The organism is Planctopirus sp. SH287 (genome assembly GCF_056500625.1).
Genome location: NZ_CM151403.1, coordinates 5,024,791 through 5,039,746, shown reverse-complemented (window position 1 = coordinate 5,039,746; position 14,956 = coordinate 5,024,791). Strand labels below are relative to the sequence as shown.

Below are 14,956 nucleotides of genomic sequence, written 5' to 3'. Positions count from 1 at the left end.
TGATTCCGCCACATGGGAACACGCCCTTTCCCGCTGGCGGGAAAGGGCCGGAGTGAGGGGGATTTAACCGTCTGTGTTCCTGAGAGCCATCGGGTCAAACTCTCGTTTGCGGACGATTGGCACCCTGCACGATTGGCAACCTGTCAGAACAGAGGGTCGTACCACTTATTCCTTAGGAGTTTCAGCTGGGGCTGGTGTGCTATCAGCTGGCTTTGCGGGAGTTTCTTCAGTTGGCTTCGCTGGTGTTTCAGGAGTTGTTGTTCCGGCACCACCTGTCGAACCACCAGTGGCTGGCGCAGGAGCTGGAGTTGTGACTGGCTTAGGAGAAGAATCGCAACCAGCTGAAATCACCACGGCGAACGCACAGCAAAGACCCAATACAACCTGCTTCATTTTGTTCCCTTAAAGCGTGAGAATCATAAACCATGAACAGTCACAATCATTGGCATCTGCCGTTGCAAGATGCTCAAGAACATCTGCCGACTGGACTGTCCGATTTCATCTGACGTTGTAACATGCCTTGCAGGAGTTTTCCTGCCTCATTTTTCTATTCGTGGCAATTCAAGAAGAACAAATTTCCGGAACTCCTTCTGGTACAGTTTCCCTAACAAGAACGATCTGTTGATTTCTTTCTCTCTACTGAGACGAAAAAGTCCACTTTTGAGCCTGTTACCGTCTCTTCCTGGCGGGCTGCTGACTGGTATCTCGTGGCTGGCAGACAACACAATAGAACGTGGAACGCTGTGCCTGCACGATTCGCTCAATCACTCCATGACGGCAGGTTTGGCAGACTTCGCCGGCCTTGGCATAGACCCGATGTGAGTTCTGATACCCTCCCGCCTTGTTCAACGCATTGCGATAGGTTCCATCGGAAAGCGTGGAGCCTTCATGGAGAATGGCGGTTTCCAGGACATTCTTCGCCGATGATTCCAAACGACTCCATTGGCCTTGAGTCAGTTCTGATGCGGGCAGAAATGGCGAAATCCCCGCAGCATGCAGAATTTCACTGGCGTAGAGGTTCCCCACACCGGCCACCAGTTTCTGATCCAGCAGCGCCACTTTGATCGGGCGGGAGGTGCCACAAAATGCCAGACACCACCCAGCCGAGTCTAAACTGAGTGCATCAGGCCCCAATCTCCCTTGAGAAATCAATTCGTTGATAGCACCGTCTGGTCGCCAGGTGACCGTCCCCAGCCCTCGCCGATCCCAATACCAGACTGAAGTTGTCGCGAATTGAAATTCCAATCGCAGATGCTCTGGATCGGGTGGATCTGACATTAACATCAGCCCCGTCATTCGCGGTTCAATCGCCAAAGTTCCTCGCTGTGCGAAATCCAAGACGACACGTTTCCCCAGTCGCCAGACCCGCTCAATGGTGGCTCCTCGGACACGCCGACAGACTTCCCGCGGCGAAGGAATCAGCGTGATCGGACGATAGGGCGTTTTCATCAGCCGTAGATTAACCAGTTCCTGCTGTTCCATCGCAGACCGTACGCCACGAACCATGGTCTCCACTTCCGGCAATTCCGGCAAAACAGATCACTCCTTGCAAAAAACACGAAGAATAGCCAAGTCGAACTTGCCCAGTCGCGTCTGTTGGCCGATGTGACGACGACGGGTCTTTTCAGCAACACCTCAAGCCGGCCAGAAATGAATTGCCACGAACGATCGTAAGTCTTTCACCGATTGTGAGTAACAAATCGATCAAACCAATTCTACCTTAACAGGGCATCTCGTGGGATTCACGGAATGAGACTATCTGGCGCGAGGAGGCTGTAAATTCTCGACTCCAGCCAGAGTTTTTTACTGGCAAAGTGTCGGTGCTTTGAGGCAAACTAGGCAAAGCTGATAAATGACTCCATAAAATTTCGTTCGATTTTCAGAGATCGATCACATAGAGATCTCGCATAACTCATCGGGCTGGTGATCAACGAGCCTAATTGTTTGAACAATTTGACAATCCGAATCCACTGACTTTCAGCGAAAGAATGTGTTCCGAAGGGTGGTAAGTCGGCTACTGATAGCCATATGCCGCTTGCGGGACATGTTCGGTACGGCCTGATTCCTCGGGAGCCACGTTTCATGATTCATCCCATTTTCCGTCGCTCACTTGTTTCCTGGAGCGCTCGGGCTGCCCTGACTCTGGGAACGCTCGCTGCATCAACAACGGTGTCAGCAGCGGTTGATACGGAGATTGCCGGCCATCTTTCTGTTGGGGAATTTGGTCAAGCGACAGATCTGGCCATGGCGGTTGCTGATCAGGCGGAACGGACAGCCTTGCTCCAGCAAATTGCGGCGGCTCAGAACACGGTTGGGGAATTGCGTCCCGCCCATGCCACATTGCGACGAATCGCCAATCCTGCTGATCGCAATGCCGCCCAACGGGCTGCGGCTGGTGCGACGCACGCAGGCGGTGGCATGCAGATCGACTATGAAACCCTGATGCGTATCATTGTGGCTAACACCGGTGATCCCAGCGATCCTGGTCGTCCCGTTTGGCTGGAAAACGGTGGAACAGGCACGGTCGAGCCTTACCCCGCTGGTGTGCGAGTGGATGCCGATGGCCTGCTCCAACGCCAACCTCAATTGACGAGCCACAGCCTCAAGGCATTGAAATCAAATGCCCGTAAGGCGATCCTTAACGAAGACATGTCACAGACCAGTGGTCTGCGAATGGTCTCGCTCAAGCGATTAGAGCAGGCCGTGGCGGGTCGGTTGGCAGATGGCAACACCGTTCCCGAATCAATGGCTCATCTGGCGGGCCTGACGACGATTGAGTATGTCTTCGTCTATCCTGAAGAAGGTGACATTGTCATTGGCGGCCCTGCCGAAGGCTGGAATATTGATGCGGCTGGCCGGGCGATTGGTCAGTCGTCACAGCAGCCTGTGCTCAGCCTGGATGATTTTGTCACCATTCTTCGTGCCTATGCTCAGGGATCCAGCGATTTTGGTTGCTCGATCAACACCCGTGAGTCCGGCGTCAAAGCGTTAATGGAATACGCCGAAGCTTCGCAGCAAAAAGGGCCACTCTCACCTGCTGCTGTAAAGAGCTGGGTTAATCAACTCCAGAAGAAGCTGGGGCGGCAGGATATTGTTGTCTGGGGGATTCCCGCTGACAGCCATGCAGCACGAACGCTGGTTGAAGCCGATTATCGCATGAAACTGATCGGTGTTGACCAGCTCGATCTGGCCAAAGAAGTTCCCAGCTATTTTGACCTCCTGCCTGTCACGCTACAGAAGGGAGGCTCGATGGATGCTCTGCGATGGTGGTTGACACTCGACTGCCAGAGCTTGAGTCACTCTCCTGATCGCGATGCGTTTCAGTTACAGGGCACAGGGGTCAAGTGTCAGTCCGAAAACCAGATGTTAACGGCTGATGGGAAGCACCAATCCACCGGATTATCGGAAGGGACAAACCGCCAGTTTGCCGAAAACTTCACCAATCATTACGACAAGCTCTCGGCTAACGATCTGGTGTTCGGCGAAGCTCGCAATGTCTTTGAACTGGCCATGGCAGCCGCTGTGATTGTTCAGGAAAAGCTTGACGACAAAGCCCAGTGGAACTTTGGCGTGTTTGCTCCGGGTCAGGGCTATGAGTCAGCTCATCTTGCGGCTCCTACAGAAGTGGACTCAGTGGTCAATCACCGTGTTTACAACGGTAAGAACATTGTTGTTCAAGTGGCAGGTGGTGTAAGTGCCAACGCGGTGGCTGTTGTTCGCGACACCGCACGCAACACGGAATCTCCACGCCTGGATTCAGTTGCCAAAACTGCTGCCCGGCCCGAACTGCCAGAAGGCCGCTGGTGGTGGGACGCTGCTCGCTAATCCTCAGCACCACAAGCGATGCTTTAGCCGGCTTGCCATGACCGATTGATACGCATTATTCCGGGCAGGAAATCAAGCCCGGACAATCGATTAACCAATCACCCGTAGTTCTCCGTTCGCTGGAGATCTGCGGGTGTTTTTTTGATACGTATCGCCACTTGCCATCACGTTCTTAATGGCACGCAACTCGCCGTTGATTTCTGGAAAGAGGATGAGATTGTGAAAGGCACAACACATCAACGCGTGTGAATACTTGCAGTGGTGTGAAGCGTTACAGTAGGCTCTTCAGCGAGACTCTCTCAGGAAGGTTGCGGCTTTCCTGGGTCTTATGAACTGGCCTGCCTATTTTGTGTCACCAGGAGCCCCGCCACAATGCCTCATCAGTCATCACCTTTATTCTTCGCTCGCTCTCGAACCATTGCTCAATGGTATTCACGAGGCATCACAGCGCTTGCCGCTTGTGCCTTGTCAACAGGTTTGTTTTCCAATGACGCTCAGGCCGATGTGAAGCTTCCGTCGATTTTCAGTGACAACATGGCGTTGCAGCAAGGGCTTCCCGTCAAGGTCTGGGGTTGGGCCGATGACGGTGAAGAAGTGACAGTGACGGCCGGTGGTCACTCGGCTAAGACCACAGCGGCTGGCGGAAAATGGAAAGTCGAGCTTCCGGCCATTAAAGAGTTTGGCCCGACAACCTTTAAGGTGACTGGCAAAAACACCATTGAGCCAAAGAATGTCATCGTCGCAGACGTCTGGATGTGCTCTGGCCAGTCGAATATGGAATGGCCCGTTGCCCGTTCAAACAACCCGAAAGAAGAAGTCGCTGCGGCCAAGTATCCTTCCATCCGCGTGTTCATGGTGCCTAAGGTGGCAGCCAACGAACCCAAAGAAGACATCAATGCCCGCTGGATCGAAGTGTCACCTGAAACCGTCGGTGGCGTGACGGCTGTGGGCTATTTCTTTGGCCGGGAACTGCACACGACTCTTGATCGGCCCATTGGCCTGCTCAATGACTCCTGGGGCGGAACTCTTTGCGAAGCCTGGACAAGTGCCGCTCCTCTGGCAGCTGACCCTGACTACGCTGAGATTCTGAAGCGGGGCGAGGCAGCTAATAAAGACGACAAACAAAAGAACGGCCCGAATCGCCCTTCGGTTCTCTACAACGGCATGATTGCTCCTGTCGCTCCTTTTGCTCTCAAAGGAGCCATCTGGTATCAGGGAGAATCCAACGCCGGGCGTGCAGAACAATATCGCAAGCTGCTTCCCACCATGATTGCTGACTGGCGCAAGCAGTGGGGACAAGGTGACTTCCCCTTCTATGTCGTTCAATTGGCCAACTTCATGGCCAAGACGGAACAGCCCGTTGAAAGTCCTTGGGCCGAACTGCGGGAAGCACAATGGCTGACAGGGCAAAACGTTCCTCACTCCGGGACGGCTGTGATCATTGATATCGGTGAAGAGAAAGATATTCACCCACAGAACAAGCAGGACGTGGGTAAGCGTCTGGCTTACCTGGCATTAAAGAATACCTATGGCAAAGACATCCCGTCACAAGGCCCCGTCTATAAGGCCATGTCGGTTGATGGTTCCAGGGTGAAGCTGACCTTCGATCATGTCCATGGCGGTCTGGTGGCCAAGAACGGCGAACTCAAGGGCTTTGCTGTTTGTGGAGAAGACAAGAAGTGGGTCTGGGCCAAGGCCACCATTGAAGGCGATACGGTTGTCCTTGAAGCAGAAAAAGTCGCGAAGCCCATCGCTGTTCGCTACGGCTGGGCCAACAACCCCGACGCCACTCTGTTCAACAAAGCCAACCTTCCCGCCACCCCGTTCCGCACCGATGACTTCCGTGGCGCAACCACCGGCAACAAGTAGTGCCATGTCACGCCATTCTCTTGGGGTTCAATGCCAAGTCTTGAAATCGCCTTGAGTCTTACTGACCGTGGTGAAAACCAAACAAAGATCACCGGCTGCACGAAAGAGTGTGTTGCCGGTGATCTTGTTTTTAGCGGTCTCTATCGCTCAGAAAGCAATGGGAGATTCGAGTTCTTGCATTACTCCTGTTGTGAGAGAGCCGGGAGAATATTTCTGAACGGTGCTTCAACTCGCAGAACCGGGTAGCCGGGCTGTGAGATCAGAGGTTGTGCCAGTTCCCTTTGCAACAAACGATCCAATCCCGTCAGGGTTGCAGGAAGTGAACTCGCATTCGCTGTAGCAGCTGCTGTCGGCGCACAGCTCACGCAAGGAGGCGTGCTGGAAAGGATACCGAGTTGGATCAGAAAGTCTCCAAGATCGGTTTCTGTCTTGGTCGTTCCCACCGTCGTGACAAGCTTCATCTGCAGTTTCAAGGCGATCGGCTGCTCTGTTTGTAGCAGTTTTGTCGGACTGGGTTGCGCTGCCGCAGGAGCAGGAGTTGCCGCCCCCGCCGCAGGAGGCGCCGGTGGTGGGTTCAATACACCATTAATGATGGACTGAATTGGGAGTACTTTATCGCTTGCCGCTAATGAAACTCCCTTAAATTCACCCAGTGTCTTCTCCTTTCCAGAAATCAGAATTGCCGACAGCTTGCCTTCCAGAGTGCCACCCGGATGCTCAGCGACTTCAACCGCTGATTCCAGGGAGATGCCAGAAGCTGCACAGGCGGTGTAGAGAAGACAGCCGTGGAGTTCCCGCTTACCCACTTTGACTTCACTGGCTTTCACCGCCCCTTGATAAACAGGAATCTTGAGGTGTCCCGAAACGCCATAGGGGGTGGCGACGTGAGCATCGACAACGACTTCCTCACAGAGCATGCCGTTGATTCGTTCCTCTCTTTTTTCCGTCATGACCCCTTTCGGAACCGTGACCATCATGACATCGCGGCTGAGCAATTGCTTATCGGCACACTCCATCCCACCAATAATGACTCGCGTGGCATTGATATTGAAATGGCGTCCGACCAGGAAGAGTTGTGACGTCTTATCGGGATGGACGCCTGGCTCGCCATAGAAGCCGATGAGTTCCGGCCCCAGATGACGGGTGCCTTCCGAAAAGAGCTGGAAGCCACCCAGTGAGTTTTCAAACGGAATCTTGACCAGCGTGTCCTGCAATGGCAGCCGTTTTTCGAGTTGATCGACCGCCGTTAACAGGCGGCGGGAATCACCGGGGCGGCCAAATTCGCCATCGGTCAAACACTGAGCCTTGCATTGACGCAAATAGCCAATCTTTTCACCAATCCGGACAGAATCTTCAGTGGTAAATTCTTTCTGCTTCGGCTTGGTGAGATGGAACCAGTTGGTGCGAATATCCATGCGCATCTGTGGGACGAACGAGGGCATAATCACAATGGCGAGGAGTTCGCGAACACCCGGTTCTAATTGCCGGCGCTTGAGGTCATAATCCCGGCTGGGAGCACCGCAGAGCATCTCGCGGGTGATCGTTCTGAGGTTTCCTTCTGCGGGAGGTGCCTGAACGCGAGGATAGAATCGCCAGCCGAAGGTGTCGGAACCGTGAGAGAACCCGACAATCGTGCGGTTAAGCGAAATCGTGTCGAGTTCAAAGTCCAGACGACGGGCAAAGCGGCTGAAGTTCTGTCCGTTAATCTGGCCACTGGTGAAGGCGAGGGCCAGAGCTAACTGTGTTTCGCGGCGGCGGGCATAAGAATCCGCGACGTTCTGTTCCTGATTTTCGGGGTCGATGGCAAAGACATGGATCGGCCAGCGAACGCGAACATATTCACTAAAGATCTGCTTCGCTTCCGGGCTGGGATTGGTGTGATAGAAGGCGGGTTGCATATCACCAACAATCGCCGTCGATTTCTGCGATTCAACCCGCTTGATATCGGCAATCAACTGTTCGTTAAGCAGCGAAGACTCAACAACAATCGCCCAGGCAAGCGCGCGGGTAATATCTCCGGAGCAAATATCGTCAGCAGTGCCTTCAGGACAATCTTCTTCATGAGGCGCTGGCATTAGCTTATTCATGAACTGATTCCCAGAAGATCCCGCCGACTGATGTTTCACCATAGGCTGTATGCTTCTGTTTACAGGAACAGACGGCCCTTGCGGTGGTGTTGGAGGAATTTCTACATTATTTATATCATCTGCCGCTGGAACTAGCGGCACAGGCTCCCGCTGAAGCTGATGCGCAGAGATTTGTTTGATCTTTCCTGACGTTGGAAGAATCGTTGACTGACCATATTCTATGTCTGTTCCTGCTTTATCGAGGAAGTCTTCGCGAAGTTCCTGTAGGCCTTGAGTTCCTTGCGTGCAGGATTGAGAGTAATTGAGCATCCGCACAGATCGAACAACCAACGGTGCGTACTCTTCCCATGAGAATTTACACTCTTCTTCCATCTTACTAAGCAAGCGATGGGCAGCTTCGAGTTCTTCAGTCAGAAAACCGTGGACGTCCTGGAGGTGCAATCGATGAGCACCAGAAGATTCTCGGATGCGATCCAGATCCTGAGCAATAATCTTCAGTTCCTCAATCCCGAAGACACAAGGTATCTGTGTCGGAGAAACCGCATAGCGAGCTTTACGATCCCGAGGAGATCCGATGGAACTACTCATCGAGGAAGAAGAGATAGCTAGCTGCGATGAAATTGAGCCTGCAGCGCTATCAACAACAGAAGAGACCTTATCAATAGCCTCATTGACAGAGCTTGCAGTTAACATCACTGTTTTAGCATTACTTTGATCAGCTAAATTCTTTGCAAGCGAATCAATATCTGTTTGTGTTTGATTATCGCCTGTGATAGTGCTTTTAAGCTGATTGAAACTCATTACCATGGGTCGTTCAATGTTAATATTGAACCTACTAATATCGTTGGGCCGAACAATTACTTCGTCATCATCATCCATGACAGAATTATCGCACCCTAATGTCTGTTTAAGAGTTTCGAGAGATGGGGCTGACGTTGCAGACAAAATTAAGCAGGCAATATCATTCCTGGTCTCAATGACCTTAGGAAAGCATGATGGTGATTCCAGTATGCTAATTAATTCGCAAACTGCTATTTTTGCAGCTTCCGGATCATTAGTATCGATTTTTATGTCACGCAGCTTATCAAGGTCTGCCTTTAAGGCGACTCTTGTCTGGGGAGACATCTCCCACTTCCAGGGCCGTTGCTCGCTGAGTTTCAATACGGGAAGGCCGAGTTGGTCGATGAGGTCGTTGATGACCAGGTCTTTAAAAGTCGAGGCCAGCAGGTCGTCTGTGATTTCTGGTGTCAGCGTCATGGTGACTTCAGCGCCATAGCCCTGGCGGGTTTTATTGCCCGGCAGAATGGAGGCTGGCATCCGCATCAGGTTCAAGGCATAGCCCGGCGCGTCGGCAGTATCATCTCCTTCATTTATCCGACGAAGCTGATTGAGATGATCGACGTAGCGGGAGAGCTGATCCAGGAAGAGCGTCGGCTCAATCGAAACCCCGCCGATCGCTTCTTGTTTCGAACTTACGAAAGTTGTTCCTGAGGCCGTACGATCCACTTCGATAAACTCTGGCTGTGGAAAGCCTGTGCTGGGATCCTGATTAAAGACTTGCTGCACGCTCGCGGTCGGGGCTGTCGAGGAGCGATTAATCGCACCAGACAGCGTGGTCGCATTCAAGAGAAAGGCTGAGTCGGATTCGCGGATTTTGGCGTTGATGGTGGACTTAAACGTTGTGAGCTCTTGTTTGAGAATTTTCTCGTATTCGTCGCGGTGTTGTGTCCAGCGGGCTTCGCCCCAGACATCGGGTTGCTTGATGACAACACTGCCGTAGCCATCGATTTCCTTTTCGACCTCATCAATGGCGGCAGCCACCGCCTGAAGTGGGGTCTGGTGCTTACTGCTCCCCCACTTAATACCAGCGACTGCCGTTGAAGCACCAGGGGGAAGGAGCGTTGCCGTAATGGCAATCGCAGCTACCCAGCGACGGGTGGAGAGAGAATAGAGCTGGCCCATGAAAAGTCTTCCTTGACTCTCAACACGAGTAGACAAACGCGGAATTGTCTGGACAGCGCGCAAACCTATCGCGAAATGTCCAGTAGGCATCCTGCCTCGTGGCGAAAATCGGCTCTGTCTCCGTGTCCACTTGCCGCTATTTTTAACAGTGCATCAAAAGTTCATCTCGCCAATGGAAGACTAACGCTACGGTTTAACTATTCGTAAGGTTTAATGTGAGCTAATGGCTCTAAGTGAGTATTTCCACGATGAGTGAAAACCCTTGCGTATCCCGGAGAATTAAGAGTCTACCCGAGCGAAGTTTTGGAAACGCCACACAGTTTTCACACCTTCTTCAGCGAGGCGAACTTTTGGTTGCCGCGGAGACTGGTGACCGTGGGATTGAAGAAGTCGAGCAGCAGCAGGCCAGCGTTCTGGTCATAGAACAGTTCACAGTTTCCCGCTCGGCGCCAAGGATGCCGGCATGATGCAGTGGCTTGAGCAGATCGGAGAGCATGTCAAAATATTTGTCTCCTCCCGCTTTAGCGGCTCCCGCTGATCTGCCACTTTCCGCCCCGCCATCCTTCTCTCCTCTTCTTAAACGAAGAGGAAGAATAGCCGGCAAACCCCATGGCGCAAAAAAGCGTGCCGAACAGTATTGCCTGCGGCCGCCTTCTCCCTGAGGGAGAAGGGTTGGGTGGACACACTCGGGCAAATTCTATGCAAACAGTTCAGGCAGAACGGTGCCATCCCGCACAATCATCAGTGGTCGGCCTGTGTTGGTTTGATATTCTTTTTTCGAGTCAATCCCTAATGTGTGATAGAACGAAGCAGCCACATCATCAGGAGTGATGGCACGATGAGCCGGGGCCATCGCCTTGTCGTCACTTTCGCCAATGACCCGTCCGCCCCGGATCCCCCCGCCCGCCATTAACATAAACATGTTTCGGGCGAAGTGATCGCGGCCCACGCGAGTGTTGTTGATCTTTGGTGTGCGACCAAATTCTCCCGTCACAAAGACTGCGGTCGAATCAAGCAGGCCTTTCTGTTCGAGACCGGCGAACAACGCTGCCAACCCTTCATCGAAAGGCGGGAGCTGCTTTTCACGCAGCCGCGTCCAGTTGTCTTCGTGGGTATCCCAGCCCCCATAAGTCAGCGTGATAAAGCGGACGCCCGACTCAACCAGACGGGTCGCCAACAGACAGCTCATGCCAAAAGGTGTTGTGCCAAACTGGTTGGCAAATTGAGGGGACTCCTGGCTGACATCAAAGGCTTTTCGAGCCGAGGGAGACGTGATCATGGAGTAGGCCTGATGGGCGAACTGATCCATCCCTTCGAGCAGTTGGTTCTGCTTTTCATAGCCAGCGAATGTCCGATCCAGATCTTCCAGAAGATCTTTGCGGCGGTCGACTTCCTGAACCGTCAGATTTCCCTGAAGAGAAACCCCGCGCACGGCATAAGGCAAGCCCGCTTTGGGAGTATTGCCTGTGGCCAGAGGCGCATATTTCACACCCAGATAGCCTGACTTGGAACTGGTTTTGGGAATGGCGACATAGGCCGGGAGATCTAATTTGCCGCCCAGTTCTTTTGCTACGACCGAGCCATAGCCGGGGAACTCGAGTGACGGGATAGGCCGGTTCCCGCAGTTCACATACTGCGTTCCGAGTTCATGAGCCGCGAGTGTGTGCGACACGCCACGCAGAATGGTGAACTTGTCCATCTGCTGCGCCAGCTTGGGCAGGTGTTCGCTAATTTCAATGCCGGAAACATTCGTCTTGATCGGCTGGAATTCACCGCGGTATTCCGCAGGTGAATTCGGCTTCATATCAAAGGTGTCCATGTGGCTGGGGCCACCGCTCAGATTGATATAAATGGCGGCTTTCGCCTTGGCTTTCGATGACACTTCACCGGCCTGGCTCAATTGAAAGAAGTTGGCCAGACTCAGGCCGCCGACTCCCAGCAAGCCCGCTTTGAGTGCATCCCGGCGACGAACACCATCACAAGTAAAAGAAGTGGACATAAGAGAGAGCCTTTAGTGTTGAGTATTTATTCTGAATGATCGTGAGGTTGACCATCGGTTTAATCAGACGTCGAGTTTCGACAGCGGCAGATACGACAAACCGCTAAATGGCTTTTTTGAAAGTGCTGCGTTCTGGCGGCGTATTTTCCCATTCGTTTCCAAACAGATGGCGTCCACACGTCGCCACAATTCCCCGGAACCAGGGTTAATGATTGACGAGATATTCTTTGGTATTGAGCAATGCCCAGATCAAATCCCGGCTGCCCACTTTGACATCACTGGTTTCGTGAAAGTAAGCCATTGACCTGCGGCTTTCTTCGTTCGACGGATACCGCGAAAGTGTCCGCAAGTAGGCCGACTGAACAATCTGTGACAAGACCTGATCGCTGGGAAGCGTGCCCGCTTTTATCCCGGCGTTCGCTCCTGCTGTTTTTGAGGCTGGCGAATTCACCGCACCCTTCTGCTCGGCCCTGAGCTGCTGCTCAACCCGCTTGCGGAATTGCATCAACCCGGCAACCTGAGCCTGATTCTTCTCCTTGCGGGCCTTTTGAATTCGCTTGTCAATGCGATCCAGGGCATCGTTAAGATCGCGGCCTTTTTCATCCTGGCCATCAGCCTTGGCGGCTGGCTTGTTATCGCGGTTGGGCTTTCCTTTGCCTTCTTTCTCATCGGCCACCACAGAAGGAGCGGGAGTGACGGCATTGGCCCTGGTCACCACAGGATGCGGGCCAACCTTGATGATCTGCTCAACCCAGCCTCCTTTGCGGTCAATGGCTGCTAAAAGCTCCTGGTCGTTCTGGAGATACACCGTCTGTAGCAGACTAGGTTCCATAGATCGATCACAGTCGCAGTTGCTCTCACGGATTGAGCGGCCAAAAACGCCCAGCGCATAGACCTGAGTATTATTCCTCTTGCCACCCGCACCGACATCTTCAATGGCCCGAGCATTGAGTTGCTCGTTCCACTTGGCCAGTTCAAAATCGCTGGCGGTCGATTGCCGGATAATGTCATAGGCCACTTCGGCGGGGAGCCGACGAGGAACCGCCCGGCTGAAGTTCCGCTCATCCTGCTTGTTGGTTTCGTTAGGCTGCCATCCCAGTTGATAAGTCCGACTATTGGCAATGGTGCGATGTAACCATTTCATGTCATAGTGATGGGCGACAAACTCGCGCGTTAAATAATCCAGCAGTTCCTCGTTAGAGGGAGGATTGGCGAGGCTCAAGTCATCGGGTGGTTCAACAATCCCGACATTGAAGTAACTGGCCCAGACGCGGTTCACGAAAGAGCGGGCGAAGTAAGGATTCTCTTCCTCGCGCAACCAGTCCATGAGTGCAGTGCGGGGATCTTCCAGTTCTTCGATGACAATCTCGTCACCGCCCAGCACTTTGGCGGTTCGTCCCGACACGACCTGAGGCCGCTTGGCGTTCGGCTTGGCCTTGCTGTTCACAGGACGAGGTTTGACAGATGGCGTCACAAAGACTTCTTGGGAAGGAACCACACTCCCTTTGGCAATATAGTCTTTCAGTGCTCGATCCAGCATGTTCCCCTTCAGGTCTTTATCAACCCCCAGTTTGGTCAACATGGCGGCTTTGTCGTCACGGTTGCCGGGAACATCGCCGTAACGAACGCGGCCAAAGAAGTTTTTGAATCTGTCAAAGTCATCCTTCGTCCATTGATCGAAGGGATGTTTATGGCATTGGGCGCACTGCACCCGCAATCCCAGAAAAGTATAGGCAAATCCCAGAGCGCGCTCTTCGGGTGTGCGGAAGTTGCGACGTGCCCAATAGTGCGTCAGAGCGGGCTGATCGGCAAACGCACTTTGAGAATTCTTCGCGTAATATCCGCTGACTCGCTCGCAATACTGCTCGTAAGATTCCCTCTCCTGCCGACTGGTCGCAAGAATGATATTTTCCGCGATCTGATCGTAAGGGACGTTCTTCTCGACGCGATCATGAAGCCATTCATACCAGTCTCGGGCAGCCTGGCCAGCATTGTTTCCCACAACAGCGTTCTGGAGATATTGAGGATTATTCCCCGTGTAGTCGCACAGTTTTGTGGCCTGCCAGGCGGCATAGGCGGGGCGCTCAAGAAGTTCGTCAATCTTCTTTGAACGCTTGTCGACAGACTTCGATTTAAGAAACGCTTCCACTTCCTGCGGTGTCGGTAATGTCCCAGTGATATCGAGTGACACTCGGCGGAGAAACTCTTCATCACTGCTCAGGTCAGCCTGTACGACGCCGATCTTACGCAGCTTCTGAATGACTAACTCATCGATCTTCGTCGGAGTCGGCGTGGTGGGGTACTTGTCACCCGTCAGATTAGATACCGGCAGAATCACCGGCGAAGGGACAACCCCGTTGTCATAGAACGCCACCACATGGGAATCACCAGGGCCAGCTATCGTCACAAGACCTTCCTGAGTCACTTTGGCAATCTGATCATTATTCGACTGGAAGCGGCAGAGAGGAGTCACGTCTTCCCGTGAGCCATCCGACCAGACGGCGATGCACTGCAACTGCCAGGACTGACCAACTTTCTGGCCCAGCATCTCGCCGGGGATCACATCCAGACGCACGAACTCGGCGGTCTTTTCGGTGACTCCCTTTGCTCCCTGAGAAATCCATTTATCGAGAACGCGGTACTCCCACGTTCCCTGCTGGAGGACTTCGCCACCTTCGTGCGGAACTTGCTCAGTCGGCTTCTGTAAAATCAGACTTTTGGAACGATCTTTGAGATCCACGCGCGGCTTATCGCCCAGCACAAGGTTCTCATGATCAGATTTGAAGTCATACCCAAAGAGTGACAGCCGAAACCCACCTTGTCCCTGAAACGAACCATGGCAGGCACGGCCGTTACAACCCAGCTTGCCCATCAGCGGGACGACATGGCGGCGAAAGTCCGGCCCATCGACCGCTTTCACCTGCATGTCATAGCGTGCGTCAATGCGGCCAAGAACTGGCTGCTCACCCGTGGCTGCGTCGGCCTTCATACCAGCTTGGCCCAAGCCTGCGGAAGAGGCCTTGGGAACGTCGGGAGTGTTCGCTCCCTGCGCGACAGAACCCGTCCAGCCCGCCGTCATCCCCATCAGGATCCACAGGCAGGCGAAGGCACGCAAAGCGTCTCGCCGGTAACGAAGACTTTGGGATGGGTTCATCGGCGGCATATTCATCAGCCCAAGGCTTTCACGAGAAGGGATCATGGTATATCAATCCTT

General features: G+C 53.3%; 7 protein-coding genes. 2 read left to right on the top strand and 5 right to left on the bottom strand.

Annotation, left to right across the window (positions count from 1 at the left end; all coding sequences use genetic code 11):
* Positions 1-165 precede the first annotated feature (165 nt).
* Together SH287x_RS18725 and SH287x_RS18720 are read right to left on the bottom strand one after the other, a co-directional pair.
* Positions 166-393 (bottom strand): hypothetical protein, encoded by a 228-nt coding sequence (locus SH287x_RS18725; protein WP_479515907.1) that lies wholly within the window; start codon positions 391-393, stop codon positions 166-168.
* A 276-nt stretch (positions 394-669) separates the two neighbouring features.
* On the bottom strand, positions 670-1,533 hold the full coding sequence (locus SH287x_RS18720) for an Fpg/Nei family DNA glycosylase (RefSeq protein ID WP_479515906.1): 864 nt from the start codon (positions 1,531-1,533) through the stop codon (positions 670-672).
* Positions 1,534-2,082: 549 nt separating this feature from the next.
* On the opposite strand from SH287x_RS18720, the gene SH287x_RS18715 reads away from it, so the two are divergent.
* Complete coding sequence (locus SH287x_RS18715) at positions 2,083-3,825, top strand: DUF1598 domain-containing protein (protein ID WP_479515905.1); 1,743 nt, start codon at positions 2,083-2,085, stop codon at positions 3,823-3,825.
* A gap of 372 nt (positions 3,826-4,197) precedes the next feature.
* Positions 4,198-5,694 carry a sialate O-acetylesterase gene (locus SH287x_RS18710; protein ID WP_479515903.1) on the top strand — a complete coding sequence of 499 codons (1,497 nt, stop codon included), beginning with the start codon at positions 4,198-4,200 and terminating at the stop codon, positions 5,692-5,694.
* A 179-nt stretch (positions 5,695-5,873) separates the two neighbouring features.
* Here SH287x_RS18710 and SH287x_RS18705 read toward each other — a convergent pair whose 3' ends face one another.
* From SH287x_RS18705 to SH287x_RS18695, 3 genes are all read right to left on the bottom strand, one after another.
* A complete protein-coding gene (locus SH287x_RS18705) occupies positions 5,874-9,743 on the bottom strand; it encodes a hypothetical protein (RefSeq protein WP_479515902.1) in 3,870 nt (1,289 codons plus the stop codon).
* A gap of 697 nt (positions 9,744-10,440) precedes the next feature.
* The gene (locus SH287x_RS18700; protein WP_479515901.1) at positions 10,441-11,742 is read right to left on the bottom strand and encodes a DUF1501 domain-containing protein; all 1,302 of its coding nucleotides are present in this window, start codon (positions 11,740-11,742) and stop codon (positions 10,441-10,443) included.
* Between the two features lie 205 nt (positions 11,743-11,947).
* Positions 11,948-14,941, bottom strand: coding sequence for a DUF1549 domain-containing protein (locus SH287x_RS18695; RefSeq protein ID WP_479515900.1), 2,994 nt, complete (start codon positions 14,939-14,941; stop codon positions 11,948-11,950).
* Positions 14,942-14,956: the final 15 nt, after the last annotated feature.

Coding starts and splice junctions, on each gene's coding strand:
- SH287x_RS18705 (WP_479515902.1), bottom strand. CDS start 9,743: ATGGGCCAGCTCTATTCTCTCTCCACCCGTCGCTGGGTAGCTGCGATT.
- SH287x_RS18700 (WP_479515901.1), bottom strand. CDS start 11,742: ATGTCCACTTCTTTTACTTGTGATGGTGTTCGTCGCCGGGATGCACTC.
- SH287x_RS18695 (WP_479515900.1), bottom strand. CDS start 14,941: ATGATCCCTTCTCGTGAAAGCCTTGGGCTGATGAATATGCCGCCGATG.
- SH287x_RS18715 (WP_479515905.1), top strand. CDS start 2,083: ATGATTCATCCCATTTTCCGTCGCTCACTTGTTTCCTGGAGCGCTCGG.
- SH287x_RS18710 (WP_479515903.1), top strand. CDS start 4,198: ATGCCTCATCAGTCATCACCTTTATTCTTCGCTCGCTCTCGAACCATT.
- SH287x_RS18725 (WP_479515907.1), bottom strand. CDS start 393: ATGAAGCAGGTTGTATTGGGTCTTTGCTGTGCGTTCGCCGTGGTGATT.